Annotated in this window: 15 protein-coding genes; 8 read left to right on the top strand and 7 right to left on the bottom strand. The window is 69.9% G+C overall.

The window, feature by feature from the left end; all coding sequences use genetic code 11:
- Window positions 1–40: 40 nt before the first annotated feature.
- Window positions 41–2,107, bottom strand: a complete 2,067-nt coding sequence (locus tag LB310_RS09270; RefSeq protein WP_301154971.1) for an LTA synthase family protein — start codon at window positions 2,105–2,107, stop codon at window positions 41–43.
- A 318-nt stretch (window positions 2,108–2,425) separates the two neighbouring features.
- Here LB310_RS09270 and LB310_RS09265 point away from each other — a divergent pair, with 318 nt between their 5' ends.
- Window positions 2,426–4,543 carry a sodium-translocating pyrophosphatase gene (locus LB310_RS09265; protein ID WP_157007523.1) on the top strand — a complete coding sequence of 706 codons (2,118 nt, stop codon included), beginning with the start codon at window positions 2,426–2,428 and terminating at the stop codon, window positions 4,541–4,543.
- A gap of 592 nt (window positions 4,544–5,135) precedes the next feature.
- Window positions 5,136–6,209 carry a DUF1848 domain-containing protein gene (locus LB310_RS09260; RefSeq protein ID WP_301154970.1) on the top strand — a complete coding sequence of 358 codons (1,074 nt, stop codon included), beginning with the start codon at window positions 5,136–5,138 and terminating at the stop codon, window positions 6,207–6,209.
- Window positions 6,210–6,431: 222 nt separating this feature from the next.
- On the opposite strand, the gene LB310_RS09255 is transcribed toward LB310_RS09260, so the two are convergent.
- Entirely contained in the window at window positions 6,432–7,253 is an 822-nt protein-coding gene (locus LB310_RS09255; RefSeq protein WP_238994125.1) for a hypothetical protein, read from the bottom strand.
- 385 nt (window positions 7,254–7,638) lie between these two features.
- On the opposite strand from LB310_RS09255, the gene LB310_RS09250 reads away from it, so the two are divergent.
- The 4 genes from LB310_RS09250 (at window position 7,639) to LB310_RS09235 (ending at window position 12,848) form a co-directional block, all read left to right on the top strand.
- Entirely contained in the window at window positions 7,639–9,039 is a 1,401-nt protein-coding gene (locus LB310_RS09250) for an NAD(P)/FAD-dependent oxidoreductase (protein WP_301154968.1), read from the top strand.
- A 161-nt stretch (window positions 9,040–9,200) separates the two neighbouring features.
- Window positions 9,201–9,473, top strand: a complete 273-nt coding sequence (locus LB310_RS09245; RefSeq protein WP_157007538.1) for a twin-arginine translocase TatA/TatE family subunit — start codon at window positions 9,201–9,203, stop codon at window positions 9,471–9,473.
- A gap of 244 nt (window positions 9,474–9,717) precedes the next feature.
- Window positions 9,718–11,391: a helix-turn-helix transcriptional regulator gene (locus LB310_RS09240; protein WP_301154966.1), complete on the top strand. Its 1,674-nt coding sequence runs from the start codon at window positions 9,718–9,720 to the stop codon at window positions 11,389–11,391.
- Window positions 11,392–11,594: 203 nt separating this feature from the next.
- Complete coding sequence (locus LB310_RS09235; RefSeq protein WP_096226651.1) at window positions 11,595–12,848, top strand: GGDEF domain-containing protein; 1,254 nt, start codon at window positions 11,595–11,597, stop codon at window positions 12,846–12,848.
- Window positions 12,849–12,914: 66 nt separating this feature from the next.
- On the opposite strand, the gene LB310_RS09230 is transcribed toward LB310_RS09235, so the two are convergent.
- From LB310_RS09230 to LB310_RS09210, 5 genes are all read right to left on the bottom strand, one after another.
- Window positions 12,915–13,616, bottom strand: coding sequence for a DUF2461 domain-containing protein (locus LB310_RS09230; protein WP_278805603.1), 702 nt, complete (start codon window positions 13,614–13,616; stop codon window positions 12,915–12,917).
- The gene (locus LB310_RS09225; RefSeq protein WP_301154964.1) at window positions 13,613–14,506 is read right to left on the bottom strand and encodes an RNA polymerase sigma factor; all 894 of its coding nucleotides are present in this window, start codon (window positions 14,504–14,506) and stop codon (window positions 13,613–13,615) included. Before LB310_RS09225 ends, LB310_RS09230 begins: the two co-directional genes overlap by 4 nt.
- Window positions 14,507–14,719: 213 nt before the next feature.
- Window positions 14,720–15,265, bottom strand: a complete 546-nt coding sequence (yfcE, locus tag LB310_RS09220) for a phosphodiesterase (RefSeq protein WP_301154963.1) — start codon at window positions 15,263–15,265, stop codon at window positions 14,720–14,722.
- A gap of 115 nt (window positions 15,266–15,380) precedes the next feature.
- Entirely contained in the window at window positions 15,381–16,607 is a 1,227-nt protein-coding gene (locus LB310_RS09215) for a deoxyguanosinetriphosphate triphosphohydrolase family protein (protein ID WP_301154962.1), read from the bottom strand.
- 568 nt (window positions 16,608–17,175) lie between these two features.
- Window positions 17,176–18,342, bottom strand: coding sequence for a hypothetical protein (locus LB310_RS09210; RefSeq protein WP_301154961.1), 1,167 nt, complete (start codon window positions 18,340–18,342; stop codon window positions 17,176–17,178).
- 225 nt (window positions 18,343–18,567) lie between these two features.
- On the opposite strand from LB310_RS09210, the gene LB310_RS09205 reads away from it, so the two are divergent.
- Together LB310_RS09205 and dnaG are read left to right on the top strand one after the other, a co-directional pair.
- Window positions 18,568–18,759 (top strand): hypothetical protein, encoded by a 192-nt coding sequence (locus LB310_RS09205; protein WP_096226646.1) that lies wholly within the window; start codon window positions 18,568–18,570, stop codon window positions 18,757–18,759.
- Between the two features lie 9 nt (window positions 18,760–18,768).
- Window positions 18,769–20,137, top strand: a 1,369-nt coding sequence (gene dnaG / locus LB310_RS09200; protein ID WP_301154960.1) for a DNA primase, incomplete at its 3' end; no start/stop codon positions are given.

The following is a 20,137-nucleotide window of genomic DNA, read 5'->3' as shown; positions in this document are numbered from 1 at the left end:
GCGCCAGCAAGAGGAAGGGATGGGGTGCTGCTTTGTTCGCCTACCTTGATGCCCAGGCGGAATCCTTGTTGAACAGGTTGTCGTACTGCACCGTGGCGTAGGCGCGCAGGGCCTCCAGCGCGCCGGGATCCCCGCCGTCCTCGTCGCCGAAGCCGTGCCAGGCGCCGTCGGCGGTCAGGAAGCCGTTGAGGTTGATGGCGGGAATCGCCTCGCGCACGGCCAGCAGGAAGCGCTGGTAGCCCGTTGTTGGCAGGCCCGCGGCCTCCACCAGCCTCGATCCCAGGTAGTTGAGGCTGGTGCGCTCGTCCGCGCCGCCGTCCGGCCCGTGGGCGCCCTGTGCGCGGGCGGCGTCGTTCGCCCAGATGAGGTACGGCACCGTGTAGCGCTCCTGCACGGCTTCGAGCCCCAGGTCGTCGGCTGCGGCGCCGTCGTGGGTCGCTTCGAACAGCCAGTCGCTGAAGCCGGGCTGGTGGTCGCCGAAGAAGCACAGCACCACGGGCCGGTCGAGTGCGTTGAGCTTGTCCACGAGGTAGGCGAGGTCGCGGTCGGCCTGGCGGATGACGCTCGCGTACTCGTCGAGCTCCGGCGACATGCTGCCGTCGCCGAGCGGCACGCTCACGGCCAGCTCGTCGGACAGGCCGCCCACATCGTAGCCGCCGTGGTTCTGCAGCGTCACGTCGAAGACGAACTGCGGGCGCCCGTCGGCTTCCAGCAGGTCGAGCACGTAGTCGTACGTCGCGCGGTCGGTGGTGAGCCCGCGCAGCGTGTCGGCGCCCTCGAACGCGGACTGGTCGGCGAACTCGTCGAAGCCCAGCTGGTCGTACACGCGGTCGCGGCGCCAGTTCGTGCTTTCGGCCGGGTGGACGGCATGGGTCGCGTAGCCAAGCCCGGAGAAGTACGACACGAGGCTCTCGGCGCCGTCGAGGTCGTACAGCACATAGGGGTACACGCCGCCGCCGAGATGGCCCATGCTCGAGCCGGTGAGGAACTCGAACTCGCTGTTGCACGTGCCGCCGCCGAGCGCCGACACGTACGCGTCGCCCGCTTCGAGCGCTTCCGCGGCAATCTCGTAGTAGTGCGCGGGACGGGCGCCGGTACCGGCGAGGCCGGGATAGCGCGAGAGGTCCGAGAAGGTCTCGTTCATGACGGCTATCACGGTAGGGGCTTCGGTTTTGCCGGCTGTCTCGGGCGCGCCGCCGAGACGGCCGATCAGCGCGGCCACGTCGTCGGCGTCGTAGCCGTCCGGTTCTGCCGGGCTTAGGTCCTGCACGCGTTTAAGGAAGCAGAGCGCCGAGCCCTGCTCGGCGTACGACTCCTTCACGCCCCAGACGTCCACCGTGCACGCGTACGCCTCCTCCAGGTCGTAGGAGCCCAGCCACCAGCCGAAGCATGCTGCCACGGCCACGGCGCACGCCGCGTTCACCGCGACCCGCCGCGGCGAGACCGTCGCCCTCGGCAGGAGGGAGAGCGCCGCGAGGCACAGGGCGAGCACGGCGGCAGCCTCCAGGAGCCGTTCGTCGAGCGCGAACGTGTAGCCGGACCCCACCGATGCGGCCGTCGAGAGCGCGAACAGGTCGGCCGGCACGATGGGCTGCCCCTTGAACGCGATCACGAAGTGGTTCGCCGTGCCGGCCAGGAAGCACGCGGCCAGGAACAGGCTGACGGACGCGCGCGAGCGCTGCCCGGCGAAGTACACGACGGCGAGGAGCAACGCGAGCACGCACAGGTTCGCCGCCGCATAGTAGGGGTCCATGGCGAGCAGGGCGTTGTTCCAAGGCCGTTCCAACAGGTAGAAGCCCGCGGGCACGGCAAGCGCTACGGCGAGGGGCCGCATCGCGCCCGCCGCTTTGCCGTCGATGCCCGGAGCATGCCCGCGCACAAGCGGCACGCAGCCGCAGGCGGCCAGCAGCAGGGCCGTGAAGGCCGTTTGCGGCCAGGGCGCCTCGACGAGGCCGGCTGCGGCATAAAGGCACAGGCCGAGGGCGGCCAGGAAGCCGGCCAGGGCGGCGACGAGCGACAGGGCGCGCGGGCGCGCAGGCGCTTTGGATGGCCGCGAGGCGGATGAGGGCCCGGTCGGGACGGCAAGGCGGGTCTGCCGCTCGGTCATAGGTTCTCCTTGGTGAAAGACGATGCCCGTTCGACACGATGCCCGTCCGCGTGCATGAAGGGATACTCAATCATACCGGTTTTCCCGCCGGCCGCACCGCAGGCTCTGGCGAGCGGCCCGCGCAGGGGAGAACCGTAACCGTCGAGCAGGCCGATTGGAACGTATCTCCAGAAAACCTCGATTTCCCCTTCACATTATCTCCGAATCCCCTAAAATGAGACAGTTGCTATCTTCCCACCTCAATGCCCGGTGCGAAGGCAGCATCGTCAGTAATGGTCGAACCAAGGAGGAAGACACGTGACTACTGCAGTCGCATGGATGGCCCCCGTGTGCGCCTTGATTGGCATCTGCATGGCGGGCTACCTGGGTTCCTGGGTGCTCAAGCAGGACCCGGGTCCCGACAAGATGAACAACATTTCGCTGAAGATCCAGCAGGGCGCCAAGGCGTTCCTCATGAGCGAGTACAAGCTGCTCGTCATCTTCATGGTGATCGTCGCCATCGTCATGGCCGTGGCGCTGTCGCCCATCACGGCGCTCGCGTTCGTCACCGGCGGCGTCATGTCGGCTGCCGCGGGCTACGTCGGCATGCACGTGGCCACGCGCGCCAACACCCGCACGGCCCACGCCGCCGAGGAGTCGGTGGCCAAGGCGTTGAACATCAGCTTCAAGTCCGGCCTGACCATGGGCCTGTGCGTGGCGTCGTTCGCGCTGCTGGGCCTGTCGCTGTGGCTCATCGCCATGGTATTTGGCATGGCCGTGGGCGTGGACATCAACGCCGAGCTGGCCGGCCTCATGCACACGAACATCGGCATGGTCGAGGGCTTCGCCACCGGCGCTTCCGCCGTGGCGCTGTTCGCCCGTGTGGGCGGCGGCATCTACACGAAGGCGGCCGACGTGGGCGCCGACCTCGTGGGCAAGGTCGAAGCGGGCATTCCCGAGGACGATCCGCGCAACCCGGCCACCATCGCCGACAACGTGGGCGACAACGTGGGCGACGTCGCGGGCATGGGCGCCGACCTGTTCGAGAGCTACACGGGCGCCATCCTGGCCCCCACCATCCTGGCGGCCACCTTCGGCGCGCTGGGCGGCTATTTCGCCACGGGCGACCTGGTGTGGGCGCTCGTGACCCCGGTCATCATCGCCGGCTGCGGCATCATCACGTCCATCATCGGCCTGTTCGCCGTGCGTGCCAAGGAAGGCGCCGCACTGCACAAGGCCTTGAACCGCGGCACCTACGTCGCGGCCGGCATCGAGATCGTCGTGATCTTCTGCCTGTTCTACGTATGGAGCACGCAGTCCGTCGACGCGCAGCCGCTGTGGCTGTTCGGTTCGGTGCTCTGCGGCCTGGTGGCGGGCCTCGCTATCGGCAAGATCACCGAGTACTTCTGCTCCGACAAGTACAAGCCGGTGCATAAGATCGCCGACGCGGCCGACACGGGCGCGGCAACGGTCATCATCGAGGGCATCGGCACGGGCATGCTGTCCACCATCGCCCCCATCGTGCTGGTGGCGCTGGCCATCATCGGTGCTTACACGTTCGGCAACATGGCCTTCCCGCTCGCGTCGGCCGAGGGCGGCATCGCCGTGGGCCTGTTCGGCGTGGGCCTGGCCGCCACGGGCATGCTGTCCAACACCGCCATCACCATCGGCGTGGACGCCTACGGCCCCGTGGCCGACAACGCGGGCGGCATCGCCGAGATGGCGGGCCTGCCTGAGGAGGTGCGCGACCGCACCGACGCCCTCGACGCCGTGGGCAACACGACGGCCGCCATCGCGAAGGGCTTCGCCATCGCGTCCGCGGGCCTGTCGGCCATCTCGCTGTTCGTGTCCTACCAGGCCACGATGCATCATGCCATCCCGAACTTCGAGCTGACGCTCACCGACCCGCTCATCGTCGCCGGCATCTTCATCGGCGCCATGATGCCGTTCATGTTCGCGGCCCTCACCATGGGCGCGGTGTCGCGCGCGGCCCACGCCATGGTGGAGGAAGTGCGCCGCCAGTTCCGCGAGATCAAGGGCATCATGACCTACGAGGCCGAGCCCGAGTACGACAAGTGCGTGGCCATCTCCACCTCCTCCGCGCTGCGCGAGATGATGCTTCCCGGCTGCCTTGCCATCATCGTGCCGGTGGCCATCGGCTGCTTCAACCCGGCCATGCTCGGAGGCTTTTTGGCCGGCGCCGTGGCCACGGGCATGCTCATGGCCATCTTCATGTCCAACGCCGGCGGTGCGTGGGACAACGCGAAGAAGTACATCGAGCAGGGCCATCACGGCGGCAAGGGCTCCGAGGCCCACAAGGCCGCCGTCGTGGGCGACACCGTGGGCGACCCGTTCAAGGACACCTCGGGCCCGTCCATGAACATCCTCATCAATCTGATGACCATCGTGTCGCTGACGTTCGCGCCGCTGTTCATCATGATCCAGGGACTGTTCTAGATCTTCCTGCGGAAAGAGACGCTCTTCTCGGGGACCTCGGCGCCAAGCCGGGGTCCCCGTTGTTTTCCGGGCGGGGGGGTGGCCGCCTCGTAGGTCGGAGGACCGCGCCCTGGCAGTCAGTCCGAAGGGACGCTACGGCTGCTTTAGTGGGGGCAAATGCTCCGACTTCCCCTTTAACGCATAGTCGACGATCGTGATCGTGCCGCATGCGCAAAGCGCCTTGCTCATGCCTGCGGCGATTCAATATATGCCTGAAAAAGTAATAGACAATAAGGCTCGGTAGTCTATAGATTTTGGACGGAAATCAAGGGGTGGTGAATGCGGCGTTTGCGAAACGCCTGGTAGCAGGCCCGGTGTTTTTATTATCTTTATCCAGAATAACGACAACTGCCCCTTTTTGTCCACGGCACCGTATGCCCCGCGCGTCGAGCAGCTGCTTCGAGGACAACCGCACGTAAAGGTCGTCAGATTGTGCCAATCAGCCGATTGTGCGCCAAGCGGGGTCAAGCAGGGAGTCAGAACAAATGTTTGCCCATTGCCGTATTCTATGGTATGTTCGGAAAGCACGCTGTTTTGCGGGAGGAGGCTGCGCGTGATCGTCAGCGCATCGCGGCGCACGGACATACCCCGGTTCTTTATGGACTGGATGCTGAACCGTCTGGAGGAGGGGTACGCGTTCGTGCGCAACCCTATGAGCCGCACGCAGGTGAGCCGCGTGGCGCTCGGCGCAGGGGCGGTGGACTGCCTGGCGTTCTGGACGAAGGACCCCGAGCCGCTGCTCGCGCAGTCTGCCCGCCTGGAGCGTGCGGCGCCCGCCCCGTACTTTGTGCAGTTCACGCTCAACGCCTACGGCGCCGACGTGGAGGCGGGGCTGCCGCGCAAGGCGGAGCTCGTGGAGACGTTCCGCGAGCTTGCGCGCGTCCTGGGCACCGAGCGTGTGGTGTGGCGCTACAGCCCCATCTTGCTCGGCGGCCCCGGCGGACGCTACACCGAGGAGCACCACCTGCACTACTTCGAGACGTTCGCCCGCAAGCTGGAGGGTTTCACGCACGCGTGCCGGTTGAGCTTCCTGGACGTGTACCCCAAGATCGCGTCCCGCATGCAAGCGTTGGGCCTCTTCGGCGTGCCCGAGGGGCGGAAGGCGGCGCTCGCACTGCGGCTGGCCGAGATAGGCGCCGTGCACGGCATGGAGGTGGGCGGCTGCGGCGATGCGGCCCTTGCGCGGGCTGGCCTGGCGGGAGCCGGCTGCATTGATGCGGCGCTCGTCGCGCGCGTGGCCGGGGTGGATGCGCGGGCTGGCTCGCCGGCGGCGCCGGGGGCGTGCCGCTGCGCGCCGAGCGTGGACATTGGAACCTACGATACGTGCGCCAACGGCTGCGTATACTGCTATGCGAATCCGGGCGCGCAACGGGCGGGCGTCGAGCCGGGGCCGCCGAGCCCGGACGGCTATCCGGGGAAGGACGCCGCGGGCAACGGCGAAGGCCGGGTAGGCGGATGTGCGGCGCGGCGCGGTCCAGGGGCCGCGCGGGCGGGGGACGGCGCGCCCTGGCGCCTCGCGCGCTACGATCCGGCCGCGCCGATGCTCTGCGACGTCCTGCGGCCGGGCGACGTCGTGACCGAGCGCACTATGCCACTGCTGCCGAAGGCCACGCTGCCGCTGTTCTGACCGACCGGGGACGGCGCCGTCGGCTGGACCGTCCGTGGGCGACGGGCGGGGAGGCGGGTGGGCGCTGCGGAGGGCGGCGCACGGGCGCCGGGGAGCCGGCGCCGGAAGGCAGAGTCCGCGTGACGGGCGTCGGCCGCAGGAGGCGGCGCAAGCGCCGAGCGCCTGTCGCACGCGACGTGCGCCGAAGCAGGAAACGGGAGCGCCCTTTGTTTCGGGTGCTTGCTAGCGCAGGTCGCTCACGTGCTGGCAAGCGTCGCCGTAGGGCACGTAGCGGTAGGAGGCCACGATCTCCCGGCCGTTCGCGGGATCGAGCGCCACGAAGTTGTCCAGCGTCAGCGCGTCGGGGTCTTGCGCGTCGCGGTAGCCGATAAGGCAGATCCAGTGCTCGCCGTACGGGCCGGACACGTGGGCGACCGTGGGGCGCCCGGCTGCAATCTCGTCGTAGGCCTCGCGCAGGAGCGCCGCGTCGGAGCCGAGGGAGCGGAACGACGAGTTCCCACCGCCCCAGCCGGGCCACGTGCAGCAGCCGCAGCCGTAGGCGGCGTGGTCGTTGGCCTTCCCGGTGAGCACGGCGTCGCCGTAGGCGCAGGCGTAGCCGGGGCAGCACACGGCATGCCCGCCGGCGCTTTGGTTCCCAATGGCGGCTATGAGGGCCGGGTCGTAGGCGAGCACCTTGTCGGTGCGCTGCGCGGCCGCGGCCGCCGCCCGCTCGGCCTGTTGCTGCTCGTAGACGGCCTGGGCCGTGGCGAGCACCTGCAGGTCGGGTGCCGGGGATGCCGCCGTGTCGGCCGCGGGTGGGGCGGGCTCGCCTGCCGAGAGCGATGCGGCGAGAAACGACAAGGGGGAGGGAAGGGGCGAGGGGGAGGCCGTGCGAGCCAACGGCAGGCTCTCGTCGTCTGCCCCTGCGCGATCGAGGGCTGCCGCCGACGGGGCGACCGTTGTCGCCGGGGCCGCTTCTGCCCGGCCGGCAGGCAGGGAGAGCAAGAGCAGCAAGGCGAGCGCCGCTAGGTATGCGGGCGCTGCCGAAAGGGTGCGCGATGCCATGGTGCAGCATCCTTTCCACGGCTGTGTCGGGTTCGTTTCGAGGGTGTTTGCAGCCGCCGGCATAGATGGTAACGAAACGGCAACGTTCGAGGCGGCGGGTCTGGTTGAAACCTGTCGAAGCATCACATCGCTCACACGCCTTCCCCACAGCTCCTGCAACGATTCTCCACGGTGCGCCGGCCCCGGATGCGCAGGGGCCGCGAGCCCTCGACCACGGAGCGGGCGGACCGGCTCGGGGCGGCGGGCCGGTCTTTCGACGCGGAGGCTTACGGCAAGGATGCGGCGTGCGGCTCGCACGCCGGCAGGAGCGGGGCGTGCGCTACAATGCGGGAAGGGCGCGGCCGCGCGGTCGCGGTGCTGTGCAGGGAAGCGAAGGAGGCGCGCCATGGGCGCACAGGATATCGACGTCGTCATCGTAGGAGCCGGTCCTGCCGGCATCTTCTGCGCGCTCGCCCTTGTCGAGTGCGGATTCGCGGGGAGCATCGTCATGCTGGACAAGGGGCTGGCCGTGGAGGATCGCGTGTGCCCCAAGCAGGCGGGCGGGCCGTGCGCCGGCTGCGATCCGTGCCGCATCACCACGGGGTTCTCGGGTGCGGGAGCGTTCTCGGACGGCAAGCTGTCGCTTTCGAGCGAGGTGGGCGGCGACCTGCCCGACCTCATCGGCCACGAGGCCGTGCAGGCGGCCATCGGAGAGGTGGACGGCGTGTATCTGGCGTTCGGCGCCGACGGCCGCGTGGAGGGTGCCGGCCCGCGCCCGGAGGTGGACGGCATACGTCTGAGCGCCATCGAGGCGGGCCTCAAGCTCGTGGACTGCCCGCTGCGCCACCTGGGCACGGAGCGGGCGCGCGAGCTGTACGCGCGCCTCGAGCGCCACCTGGCCGACGCGGGCGTTGACCTGCGCTTCCGCACCACGTGCACGCAGGTGCTCGTGGAGGGCGATGCCTGCACGGGCGTGGTGGCCGAGGGCCCCGAGGGCGCCTACGAGCTGCGCGCCCGCCATACGGTGGTGGCCACCGGCCGGCGTGGGGCCGACTGGCTGGAGCGCATGTGCCGCGAGCACCGGATAGCCCACGGCCCGGGGCCCGTGGACATCGGCGTGCGCGTGGAGGTGCGCAACGAGGTCATGCGCACGGTGAACGACGTGCTGTACGAGAGCAAGCTCATCGGCTATCCCAAGCCCTTCAAGAACAAGGTGCGCACGTTCTGCCAGAATCCCGGCGGGTTCGTGAGCCAGGAGAACTACGACGGGGGCCTGGCCGTGGTGAACGGCCACTCGTACAAGGAGCGGAAGTCCGCGAACACCAACTTGGCCATCCTGTGCTCGCACAACTTCTCCGAGCCGTTCGACCAGCCCATCGCCTACGCGCAGAAGGTGGGCGAGCTCACGAACATGCTGGGCGACGGGCGCATCCTCGTGCAGCGTCTGGGCGACATCCTGGACGGCAAGCGCACCTGGGACAAGGAGCTGCGGCGCAGCAACGTGGCGCCCACGCTGGGAGACGCGGTGGCCGGCGACATAACGGCCGCCATGCCCTACCGCGCCATGACGAACATCCTGGCCTTCATGCTGGCCGTGGACAAGGTGGTGCCCGGCTTCGCCGCCCCCGAGACCCTGCTGTACTCGCCCGAGCTGAAGTTCTACAGCAACCGCGTGAAGATGGACGAGGGCTTCCGCACGAGCATCCGGGGCCTGCGCTGCCTGGGGGACTCGAGCGGCTGGACGCGCGGGCTCATGATGGCCTCTGTCATGGGCTACTTGGCGGGAGGCTTGCTCGCCGACGTCTAGAACAGGGGAAACGCGCGAGTACTCCATCTGCGTGACACGCTGCGCGCAGGCTGCATGACGAAAATCAGCCGTCTGCACGATAGCCGGGCGGCGCGCGCCGGTCCATACTGCGGAGCTGTTGAAACCGATGGGGGCGAATCCCCGCGCATTGGAGGCGTACTATGAAGATCCTCGGTATGGGCATGCCCGAACTGCTCATCATCCTCGGCGTTATCCTGCTCATCTTCGGCCCGAAGAACCTGCCGAAGCTCGGCGCCGCGCTGGGCTCGACGGTGAAGAACCTGCGCGAGGGCCTGGGCGGCGACAAGAAGGTCGAGAGTGCTGACGACGAGGTCGAGATCGTGGAGTCCGAGGACGAGGACGCCTCCGGCGACGACGCCGAGGGCGACGAGCCCAAGGCCGCGAAGAAGGTGCGCGCCCGCAAGGCCGCCTAACCCGTCATCCCGTGCGCTGCGCGCAAGCGCATGCGCTGCTCCTTCCCTCGAGCGCGAACTCCCTCCTCGCGCTCGGCCACGCGCCCGTGCAACCGCACGGGCGCGTGGCCGTTTCGGGGGCGTTTACCGGACGCGCACGTTCGTCCGTGCTCGTTTTGCGGGTGCGCCCGCTGCGGGGCCGGCCGCGCGCCGGCATGCGCTATCATGGGGCTTTCGGTATCCGCAGGGGAAAGGAGGCCCGGGCATGGGCGCGCATCGCCGTGGCGGCAGGGCCTCCCTGCGCGCCGTCGCAGGGTTCGCCTGCAACCAGGGCTTCGTCTTCTCGCTGTTCTACATGGGCGCGAACCGGGCGTTCGGCGAGGGAATCCTGTCGTTCGAGCGAGCGGACCTGTTCGGCACGCTGCTGTTCATGATAGCGTCGTTCGGCCTCCTGCGCGTGGCCTCCTCCAAGGCGCGCGGGGCGCTGCTCGCGCGGCCTCTTCTGTGGTGCTACGCCGTGCTGCTCGTGGTGGGCTCGATCGTGCCGGCGCTCGCCGGGAATCCGGCTCCCGCGAGCCTTGCGCTGGAGAGCGCGCTCGTGGGCCTGCCCGCCGGGCTCATGCTGGCTGCTTGGGGCCGCGCGCTGGGCGGGCAGCCGCTGGCCCGTGCGCTGCCGGCGGTGTTCGTGGGCTCGGCCGTGGGCGCCACGGCCTGCTTCGCCATGGCAACGGTGCCGGTGGAGGGGGCCGCCTTCTTGCTGAAGCTGCTGCCGCTGGGCAGCGCCTGGGCGCTCCAGGCGCTCGTCTGCGCGGGCTCCCAGCCCGACAGGGGCGGTCGCGATGCGGGAGGCGGCGTTGCGGAGGCCGGCGCCGGCGCCCGCGATGACGAGGCCCCTGCGGCCGGCAGGGCTGCAGGGGCCGAGACCGTGCAGGTTGCCTCGGCCGCCTTTGCCGCCGGTGCTGCGTCCACGCCCCGTGCCGTGCGGGGCGCCGAAGCCCCGAAGTCTCCGCTGTCGCTGCGGGCGCTGCTGGCCACGCCTGCCGAGCGGGCGCAGACGGCGCGCCTTTCGTTCAAGATGGCGGCAGGCACCGTGCTGTTCGGCTTGGCGGCGGGCTTCATGGAGACGTACGGCTCCGATCCCGGCATGGCTTCCACGCCCACCTTCCCTGCGACGCTGCTGCTGCTCGTGCTGTTCTGCATTGCGGCGCTGCAGCTTCTGGCCACGGGGGGCCTCGACCTCGAGACGGGCCGGGCTGCGGCGCCGGACGCCGCAGCCGCCGACGACGGCGCACCCGCAGAGCCCGAGGGGCCGCTCGACGACGTGTACCGGCTGGCCGCGCTCGTGATGATGGCGGGGTTTTTGTTCGTGCCCGTGCTCGGCGACTTCGGCGTGCCGGGCGAGGCCATCGTGCTGGCAGGGTACCTGGGGCTGTCGGCCGTGCTCGTGTCGCTGTTCCTGGTCATGGCGCGCATCACGGGGCAGGATGCGGCGCAGTCGTTCGCCCGCGGCTTCACGGCCCTGTTCGCCGGCGAGATGGCCGGCGTGGCGCTGGGCAACGTCATCGACGTGGTGGCCGGCACCGAGCAGACGCCCTCTGTCGTGGTGGCCTGCGCCGGCCTCGCGGCGCTCTACGCTTTCCTGTTCCTGTTCACCGAGCGCGACTTCCGGGCGCTGTCCGTCATCGCGCGCGACGCCGACCGCTTCGACGACGCGTGCTCGCTCATTGCCGCCGAGCACGGCCTGTCCAAACGCGAGGCCGAGATCCTGCCCTTCGCGCTCAAGGGCCGCACGGGCGAGCGCATCGCCGCCGAGTTCTACATCTCGAAGAGCACGGTGGACACCCACCTGCGCCGCATCTACGCGAAGTGCGGCATCCATGGCCGCCAGGAGCTCATCGACCTGGGCGAGCGCACCGAGCGCCGCCTGTCGGGCCGCTAGCGCCCCTGCCCGGGTCCCCCGCTGCGGCCTCAGGGCCCCGCCCGTCTCATCCCGCGCCGCCCTTGCGTAGAACACGGGCCTTCTCCGCATCCTGGCCGCTCCCGCGCGTCTCGCGGGGCCCGGATGGGGTACAATCGCGATCATCGAAGGTTGGGGGAGCTGGCACAGCGGGCGCCCTGGCGAGGCAAAGGCGGGAGCGGCGCATGGGACAGGAGAGAACGCGGGGCCCCGGCCGTTGGAGCCGGGTCGACGTCCAGGTGTCGATGGTCGCGGCCGTCGTCGTCGCGCTGTCGTTTCTGTGCGTGTACGTGTTCAACTACCAGATAACCTACCGGGACATGATATCCACGCTCAAGGAGCGCTCCGACAGCATCTACGGGTACGTCGAGGACGCGCTGGACAAGTCCACGTTCCTCGTCATCGAGGGTGCTGACGACGTCGATGGCGACGACGATCCGGCCCGTCCTGCCTACCGGGAGATGAAGGAGTCGTTCAAGGAGGTCAAGGCCGCCACCGGCGTGCGCTATCTCTACACGGCGAAGCGCGCGGCCGACGGCACGCTCGTCTACCTCGTGGACGGGCTCCCCTCGGAAAGCGACGATTTCCGCAACCCGGGCGATCCCATCGAGCAGGAGATCGTCGGCGATATGGAACGCGCCCTGGCCGACGAGGTGGTCTACCCGACTGACATCAAGTCGACCGACTGGGGGCACATCTTCGTGTCGTACTATCCCATCCACGACGAGGGGAGCGTCGTGGGCGTCGTGGGCATCGAGTTCGATGCCGAGCGCCAGTTCGAGACGTTCCGCACGGTGCGCATCGGCACGCCGCTCATAGGGGTCGCGTTCTGCCTCGTGGCCGTGGCCGTGTCGGTGGTGCTGTTCAGGCGCATCTCGAACCCCGCCTACCGCGACCTGGCGAACACGGACTACCTGACGGGGCTCAAGAGCCGCAACGCGTTCGAGGTGGACGTGGCGAACTGGAACCGCACGGGTGTCCGGGTGGCCGGGGTCGTGGCCGTCGACGTCGACGGGCTGAAGGCGGTGAACGACGAGCTGGGACATGCGGAGGGCGACGAGCTCATCCGCGCGGCGGCCGGGGTCGTGTCCTCGTGCTGCGGGGGCTTGGGGCCGGTGTACCGCGTGGGCGGCGACGAGTTCGCCGTCTGCTGCTTCGAGCTGGACGAGCGCGCCGGACGCCGCATCGCCGACGACCTGCGCGCCGCCTGCGCCGCCGTGGGCGTGGCCGGCCGATCCCTGTCGCTGTCCGTGGGGTGGGCGGTGCGGGAGGCGGGCGAGGATATCATGCAGGCCCACCGCCGCGCCGACGAGCGCATGTACGAGGACAAGGCGCGCGCCCACCGCGGCCGCAGGCCGGGGGAGCATGCCGGGGGCTCCGGGTTCGGCGAGGCGGCGGGATCGCCGGAGCCTCCGCCGCCCGGAGGCCGAGGCGCCTGATGCGCCCCGGCGCGGCCGATCCCCGTCCCAGTCCGGCCGAAGCCGCGCCGAGACGGGGGTCGGCCCCTAGCGCGCGGGCATCTCGAAGCCCTCGAGCGCGCGGTTGAGGAAGTCGTTCAGCGGCTTCATCCGCTCGAACTCGCGCGCGGCCGCCTCGGCGAAGCCGGGCGCGGCCACGTCCTCGTCGGGCACGGGCAGCTCCAGGTACCAGCTCTTGAACTTGAGCCAGCCGGCCTGCGGGTGCGCCGCGTCGAAGCCCTGCGGCACGCGCTTGAGCGCCTCGCCCTCCACCTGCAGGGGCGCGAGGCCCTCCACGACGCGCTCCCAGGCGTCGCCGTCCGCTGCGATGGCGCGCCGAACGCGGTCGGTGGCGTCCCTGAACATGGCCGCGAACAGCCCGCCTCCCAGAAACGAGCGGCCGCCCGGCCTGACCATGAGGTAGTAGCCCACGGGCACGGGCAGCTTGCCCGCCGGCCCCACATGGGCGCGCAGCGACGGGTTATAGGGCGACTTGTCGTTGGAGAAGCGCGTGTCGCGCGTGAGCTTGAACGTGAGCTTCTTCGGGTCGTGGCCCAGCACGGCAGGGTCGAACGCGCCCACGCGCTGCTGCACGTCGGCCACCAGGCCGTCGAAGGCGGCAAGGGCACGGGCCCGCTCGGCCTTCGTCTCGGCGAACCAGGCGCGGTCGTTGTGGGCCTCCAGCTCGGCCAGGTAGGCGAGCGCCGCGCCCATCCCGGCATCGACCCCGGCGCCCCTCTCGGCCGTCATTCGGACACCGCCTGCGCGAACACGTCCGAGGCCACGAGGCTGCGGGCGAATGCGGCCGCGTCGGAGGGGCAGCGGTAGCGCGGCAGCGACGCGAACGCGCCCGATGCGTCGTCGAGGAGCTCCATGGCGTCGGTGCGCGCCTCGGCCGACGGTACCCTGGCGCCTGCGCCCGCGGCGGGCTGCGCACCTGCCGCGCGGCCCTCGGCGGCATCCTCGGCCAGCTCCTCGAGCGCCTGGAAGTCGGGCCGGGCGGGGTCGATGCGGTGCGTGGCGATGGCGTAGTCCACGCGCCGCGCGCAGCGGCAGGGCCCGCCGGCCACGCCGCAGTAGGTTGTGAGGAACTCGGCCATGCGCGCCCGCGCGCGAGAAAGCCGTTGGCGGTACGCCTCGGGCGTGATGCCGAGCGCGTCGGCCGCGGCCCGGCTGTCCATCTTGAACATGGTGCCCAGCACGAACGCGCTGCGCCCCTCCACGTCCAGGCACTGCAGCATGCCGTGCATGCACGATACCTTCAGCTCGCGTTCCAGCAGGCTCCTGTCCGCGCCGCCGGCCAGGTCGGGCACGTCGCGCTCGCGACCCGAGGCGATGTCCTCTCCATATACGTCGAAGCTCACGGGCCGCTGGGCGAACAGGCCCTTGCGGTAGGTGGCCAGGTGGTTGAGCGCGATGCGGAACACCCAGGTGGAAAACGCGCTCTCGCGGCGGAACCCGGACAGGCGCGTGCACGCCTTCACCAGCACCTCCTGCGTGGCGTCCTCGGCGTCGGGCACGGTGCCCAGCATGCGCAGCGCCAGGTTGAACACCCGGTCCTGCACGCCCGCCAACAGCTTGCCCAGGGCCTTCTCGTCCCCTGCGAGCGCGGCGTCGATCAATGCGTTCTCGTCGGTCATGCGGTTCCTCTCTCGTTCTCGCCGTCAGGTCGGGACACGGGCCGTTGCGCGGGGCCTGTACGGCCGAGGCGGGCGCGCCCGCGCCCTCTGGTGCATTGGACGCTCCTGCGACCCCGCGTGTGACAGGGAAACGGAAAATTCCGGAAAAGCCGCGATCCGCATGCGCCGACGACCGTGGCGCCGCGCACCGCAGAACGGCGCCGCACGGCCGGCCTACCAGCCGCCTTCCGCGAGCGTCTCGCCGGCGAGCGACTTGAGCGCGAACGCCCCGTGCTCGTACACGGCGTAGCCCGCCGCGCCGTCCTTCGGGATAGACGTGCTGCCGGGGTTCGCGAACAGCACGCCGCCGCGGTCTTCGAGCGCCTTCACGTGGGTGTGGCCGGTGAGGAGCGCGCTGCCGGGCGCGAGCGCGGGCGGGTCGTCGGGCGTCATGCGCGGCACGTGGCCGTGGGTGAGGTACAGCAGGTGCCCGTCGGCCTCCACCAGGGCGTAGTCGGCCAGGCAGGGGAAGTCGAGCATCATCTGGTCGACCTCGGCGTCGCAGTTGCCGCGCACGGCCGTGATGCGCGCGGCCATGCCGTTCAGCACGGCCGCGACCTCCCGGGGCGCGTAGCCCTCCGGCAGGTCGTTGCGCGGCCCGTGGTACAGCAGGTCGCCCAGCAGGAGCACGCGGTCGGCCGCCTCGGCCTCGATGCGCGCGGCTAGCGCGCGCACGGCCGGCACCGCGCCGTGCAGGTCGGATGCGATGACGAGCTTCATGGAACCTCCGATCAGTGGGAAGCCCCCAGTGTAGCGCACCGCCTCCCGACACGCGATACTGCCGCGCCGAGATCGCCCGGCGGCCAAGGGTCGCCTTCGGTCTTCCTCTTCCGGCTCATCCTAGGTCGGCGCAGTAGCCGCGGGTGACGGTGCGCAGGGGGCTCTCGGGGATCAGGTGGGCGAACAGCGACGTGAAGTAGCGGTCGGTCATGGACGCCAGGTAGTCCACCACGATCTGGTTCGGCTCGCCGGCCAGGTACTCCTCGGGCGTTATGGTGGCGGAGCGGGCGGCCAGGCTGCGCACGTGGTGACGGAACACCGGCGAACCCTCGTCGCCGCGCACGAGGTCGCCGAGCAGGTGCGCGTAGAGCTCCTCGAACATGGCGCCCACCACGTTGCCGTCGTTGCCCGCCATGCCCTCGCGCGCGTAGATGAGCTCGTAGTTCTGCCGCTTCGCCCGCTTGAGGTCGTTGAAGGCGGCCTCGGAGAGCGCGATGCGGTCGGTCCCGTAGCTCTCGTTCACGATGTCCACCGTGAGGTTGTTGATGATGCGGGCGTTGTCGCGCCCCAGGTAGTCCGACTCGAACGCGTCGAGCGTGTCCACCACGCCCAGCTCGATGGCGTCGTAGCGGTCCTTGCCCACGTAGGCGATCATGTCGGCCACGCGCACGACGCAGCCCTCGAGCGTGGAGGGACGCAGCCGGCCGATGGCGCCCTCGTCGGCCGTGCAGGCTTCCACCAACGCATCGAGCTCGTCGAAGGAGGCGGTGTTTCCCGTGCGCAGCACCTGCTGGGCGAACTCGCCGTTGTGGCAGAGCACGCCGTCGAGCGTCTGCAGGCTCACGTTGCGCCGGTACAGCCGGTCGAGCACGCGCACGGAGTGCACGTTGTGGTTGAAGAAGCGCCCCGTGCGCGCGTGGTAGCACTGCGACAGGTAGCGCTCGCCGGCGTGCCCGAACGGCGTGTGGCCCACGTCGTGCCCGAGCGCGATGGCCTCGATGAGCTCGCAGTTCAGCCCCAGCAGGCTGCCGATGCCCCGCGCGATGCGGCTCACCAGCTGCACGTGCAGGCCGCGCCGGCAGATGTCGTCGTTCTCCACGAACGAGAACACCTGCGTCTTGTCGGCGTAGCGGTTGTACGCGGGCACGTTCAGGATCTTCTCGATGTCGCGCGCGAACGCCGGGCGGGCGAGCGTGGCCTCGTCGTGGGGCTTCGGCTCGCGCCGCACGACGTCGGCGTCATCGAAGGCGCGCGGGTGCCGCCGTCCCGCCTTCCGGTCGGCGCGGATGGCGGCCTCGACCTCGGGGTCGAGCGTGCGGTAGGGGATGCTCGTGCGTTCCATAGGCGTCCTCTGCGAAGAAGCGCCGCCGCGGCGGCGCGCGTCGTGTTCGTCGGGGACATTGTAGCGCACGGAGGCGCGTCCCGCCGCCTGAACCGCGCAGCGAACGAATGTTTCACGCGAAGCGGGTAGGTGGCGGGAGGGCGCCGATCCACGATACGGGTGCCCTGACGTCCCCTTTGACGCATGGACGGTGAAGCGGATCGTGCCGTATGCGAAAAACGCCTTGCGCATGCCTACAGCGCTTCGATATATGACTGAATGCATAAGGGGCAAAAAGGCACGGTAATCTATAGATTTCGGACGGAAACCAAGGGATGGCGAATGCAGTGTTCGCGAAACACCTGGTAGCACCCCCGGTGTTTTGACTATCTTTTATCCAGAATAAAGAAAACTGCCCCTTTTCGTCCACAGCACCGCATGCCCCGTGCGTCGAGGAGGATGCCTACGAGAGGTGCGGCGCGTCGTGGTGATGCCGCCGAACGTGCGACCGACCCTGCGCGGCGGGCTTCGCGGAACCCGATGCGGCCGAACCCGGCCCCCTGGCTCGGCGCCAGGGGGCCCGCCTCGATCAGTACCGGTACAGCGCCGCCATGCCGGAATCGCCGGGGATCTTCTCAGGGGCGAGCTCGAACACCTCGGCGTCCTGGGCGAGCGCCGCGCGGGCGAACGCGTCGGCCAGCTCGGGGCCCTGGAAGCGGCCGTGCGGCTCGCGCTCGAACAGGAACACCTCACCGGTCTCGTCGTCGAAACCGCCAGGGATGTAGGCGCCTTCGGCCACGAACAGCGCGCGCACCTTGCGCTCGACGAGCGCCAGCCCGATGGCCGGGAGGTCGGTGGAGCCGCCGCCGTGCGGTGCGGCGTCGCCCAGCTTCTCCAGCAGCTCGTCCGCGCGCGCCTCGCGCACGTGCTCGATGACGGCCTTGGCGTCGGCCAGCAGCTCGGGCGCCTCCATGCCGCCGATATCCTTCTCTATGCCCTCGTCCAAAAGGCGCGGCACGGTGGAGATGCGGCGGAAGGCGGCCTGGTGCTCGGGCAGGCTCACCAGGATGACCGGCAGCTCCGTTCCCTGCACCAGGTACTCCGTCACCACCTTGTTCACGTGCTGGAAGAACTTCCCAGCCTCCTCCTTCCGCACGTCGTTGCGCGACTTGTAGCCGTGGTAGGGCGGCATATGGTTCTCGAGCGACGAGTAGTCGAGCGCGCCCTCGTGGCCGTCGTACACGAGGGGGAATTCCTCGCTGAACTCGTCCAGCACGTCGGCAGGCATCTCCACGCGGTCGAGCGAGCCGAAGTCGCCGTGCACGAACGCGAAGCGGTCGGCCGACAGCCCCAGCAGGAAGTAGCGCGAGCCGAACGAGAAGTTCTTGAGCAGCGGGCGCACGTAGAACCGCTCGCCTGCGAACGCGAGCGGACCCGCCTCGTAGCCCAGCCGGTAGAGATAGGCGCGGTCGTTTCCCACGAGCACGGCCAGACTGCCGCCGGGCACGGGGCTCGCCAGCTCCTCCAGCCGTGCGGCCACCTCGTCCAGCCGTGCGTCGACGCCCGTATGCTCGCGGTGCGCGAACTCCTGGGCCAGCTTCTCGCGCGCCTCCTCCACGAGGCCCTTGAACCGGATGCGGTCCTCCTCGGCGCCGGCGCGGCCGTGCGTGGGCAGGTAGAGCGATACCAGGGGAGGCTCCTCGTGCTCGAAAAGGGCCGAGTCGAAGTCCGCGAGTATCGAGATGCCGTCTTCCATGGGGAACCTCCCGTGTCCGTTTGCTTGTCCGTGGGCGTGCATCGGCGCTCCCGGCCCGGACGCCGGGGCGCGACGCATCGGCCCAGCATAGCAACGCGCCCGCAGGCCCGCCCGACCCCGCGACGCTCTGTAAGCATCCGGTTGGCAAGCTGCTGACAACTCGGCGCGGACGCGCTTGCGTTATACTGTGCGGAAGGGCGGGATGACGAGACGGAAGGGCCGTGCATGAGGAATCGGGAATGGGTGTACGCGGCGATCGCGGTGCTGAGCTTCGTCCTGATGACAGGCAGCCTGGTGCTTGCCTTCGGCAAGGGGGGCGAGGGCCTGTCGGGCGCGCGCGACTTCATCCCGGCCATCGGGTTCGGCGCCCTGTTCCTGGTGAACCTCGTGCTGGCCAAGCAGAACAGGCGGAGGTAGCGGGGGCGCATGGCGGGCACCATTAGCGAAGAGGACATCCAGAAGGTACGCGAGGCGTCCGACCTCGTGGCCATTATCGGCGAGCGCACGCCCGTGAAGCAGCGCGGCCGCGACTTCTGGTGCTGCTGCCCGCTGCACAACGAGAAGACGCCCTCGTTCAAGATCGATCCCGTGCTGCAGCTGTGGCATTGCTTCGGCTGCAACGAGGGGGGCGACGTGTTCGGCTTCCTCATGAAGACCGAGGACCTGTCGTTTCCCGAGGCGGTGCGGAAGCTGGCCGAGCGGGCGCACATCGACATCGCCGACACGGGCGGCCGCGGCGGCGTGCCGAGCTCCAAGAAGGTGCGCCTGAAGGCGGTATGCGAAGCGACGGCCGCGTTCTACCACACCCAGCTCATGCGCAACCCGGACGCCGACGCGGCCGCCGCCCGCAGCTACCTGGCGGGCCGCGGCCTGGGCGGCGACGTGCCGCGCCGCTGGCGGCTGGGCTTCGCGCCGGGGCGCGGGCAGCTCGTGCGGCACCTGTCCGCGCAGGGCTTCTCGGCCGAGGAGATGGTGGAGGCGAACGTGGCCATGAAGGACCGCGGCGGCAAGCTGCGCGACCGCTTCTTCAACCGCGTGATGTTCCCCATCGGCGACGCGCAGGGCGAGTGCATCGCGTTCGGCGGGCGCGTCATCGGCAAGGGCGAGCCGAAGTACCTGAACTCGCAGGAGACGCCGGTGTTCCACAAGTCGCAGGTGCTCTACGGGCTGGACCACGCGAAGGCGGCTATGGCCGCCACGGGCGTGGCCGTGGTGGTGGAGGGGTACACCGACGTCATCGCGCTGCACGAGGCCGGCATAGGCAACGCGGTGGCCACGCTCGGCACCGCGCTCACCATGCGCCACATACGCCTGCTCGCGCGCCACGCGCAGCACAAGATCGTGTACCTGTTCGACGGCGACGAGGCGGGGCAGCGCGCCGCCGACCGCGCGCTCGGCTTCATCGACGACTCCATGACGCCGGAGGCGGGGCGGGCGAAGGTGGAGCTGGCCGCCGTCACGCTGCCGGACAACCTGGACCCTGCGGAGTTCGTGGGCGCGCGCGGCGCCGACGCGCTGCGCGAGCTCATCGCGCGCGCCCAGCCCCTGTTGAAGTACGGCATCGAGCGCCGCCTGGCCGCGCACGACCTGGGCAGCGCCGAAGGCCGCTCGCGCGCGCTCGTCGACGCCCTCGCGGTGCTCGCGCCCATCAAGGACTCGCTTCTGGCGAAGGACTACGCCGTGCAGATAGCGAGCCGCTGCCGGGCCCGCGAGGAGGACGTGCTCGAGCAGCTGGCGCGCCTGGAGCCGCCGCGCCGCGCCGCCGAGGCGGGCGACGGCGGGCCGGGCCGTGCGG

This window comes from Gordonibacter sp. RACS_AR49, from assembly GCF_030418435.1.
Taxonomy (GTDB): domain Bacteria; phylum Actinomycetota; class Coriobacteriia; order Coriobacteriales; family Eggerthellaceae; genus Gordonibacter; species Gordonibacter urolithinfaciens.
The sequence above is the reverse complement of the archived record's forward strand: the minus strand, read 5'-3'. Positions and strand labels throughout refer to the sequence as shown.

Excerpts from the sequence above, each read along its gene's own strand:
- LB310_RS09270 (WP_301154971.1), bottom strand. The coding sequence starts at position 2,107 with ATGACCGAGCGGCAGACCCGCCTTGCCGTCCCGACCGGGCCCTCATCC.
- LB310_RS09265 (WP_157007523.1), top strand. The coding sequence starts at position 2,426 with ATGGCCCCCGTGTGCGCCTTGATTGGCATCTGCATGGCGGGCTACCTG.
- LB310_RS09255 (WP_238994125.1), bottom strand. The coding sequence starts at position 7,253 with ATGGCATCGCGCACCCTTTCGGCAGCGCCCGCATACCTAGCGGCGCTC.
- LB310_RS09250 (WP_301154968.1), top strand. The coding sequence starts at position 7,639 with ATGGGCGCACAGGATATCGACGTCGTCATCGTAGGAGCCGGTCCTGCC.
- LB310_RS09245 (WP_157007538.1), top strand. The coding sequence starts at position 9,201 with ATGAAGATCCTCGGTATGGGCATGCCCGAACTGCTCATCATCCTCGGC.
- LB310_RS09240 (WP_301154966.1), top strand. The coding sequence starts at position 9,718 with ATGGGCGCGCATCGCCGTGGCGGCAGGGCCTCCCTGCGCGCCGTCGCA.
- LB310_RS09235 (WP_096226651.1), top strand. The coding sequence starts at position 11,595 with ATGGGACAGGAGAGAACGCGGGGCCCCGGCCGTTGGAGCCGGGTCGAC.
- LB310_RS09230 (WP_278805603.1), bottom strand. The coding sequence starts at position 13,616 with ATGACGGCCGAGAGGGGCGCCGGGGTCGATGCCGGGATGGGCGCGGCG.
- LB310_RS09225 (WP_301154964.1), bottom strand. The coding sequence starts at position 14,506 with ATGACCGACGAGAACGCATTGATCGACGCCGCGCTCGCAGGGGACGAG.
- yfcE (WP_301154963.1), bottom strand. The coding sequence starts at position 15,265 with ATGAAGCTCGTCATCGCATCCGACCTGCACGGCGCGGTGCCGGCCGTG.
- LB310_RS09215 (WP_301154962.1), bottom strand. The coding sequence starts at position 16,607 with ATGGAACGCACGAGCATCCCCTACCGCACGCTCGACCCCGAGGTCGAG.
- LB310_RS09210 (WP_301154961.1), bottom strand. The coding sequence starts at position 18,342 with ATGGAAGACGGCATCTCGATACTCGCGGACTTCGACTCGGCCCTTTTC.
- LB310_RS09205 (WP_096226646.1), top strand. The coding sequence starts at position 18,568 with ATGAGGAATCGGGAATGGGTGTACGCGGCGATCGCGGTGCTGAGCTTC.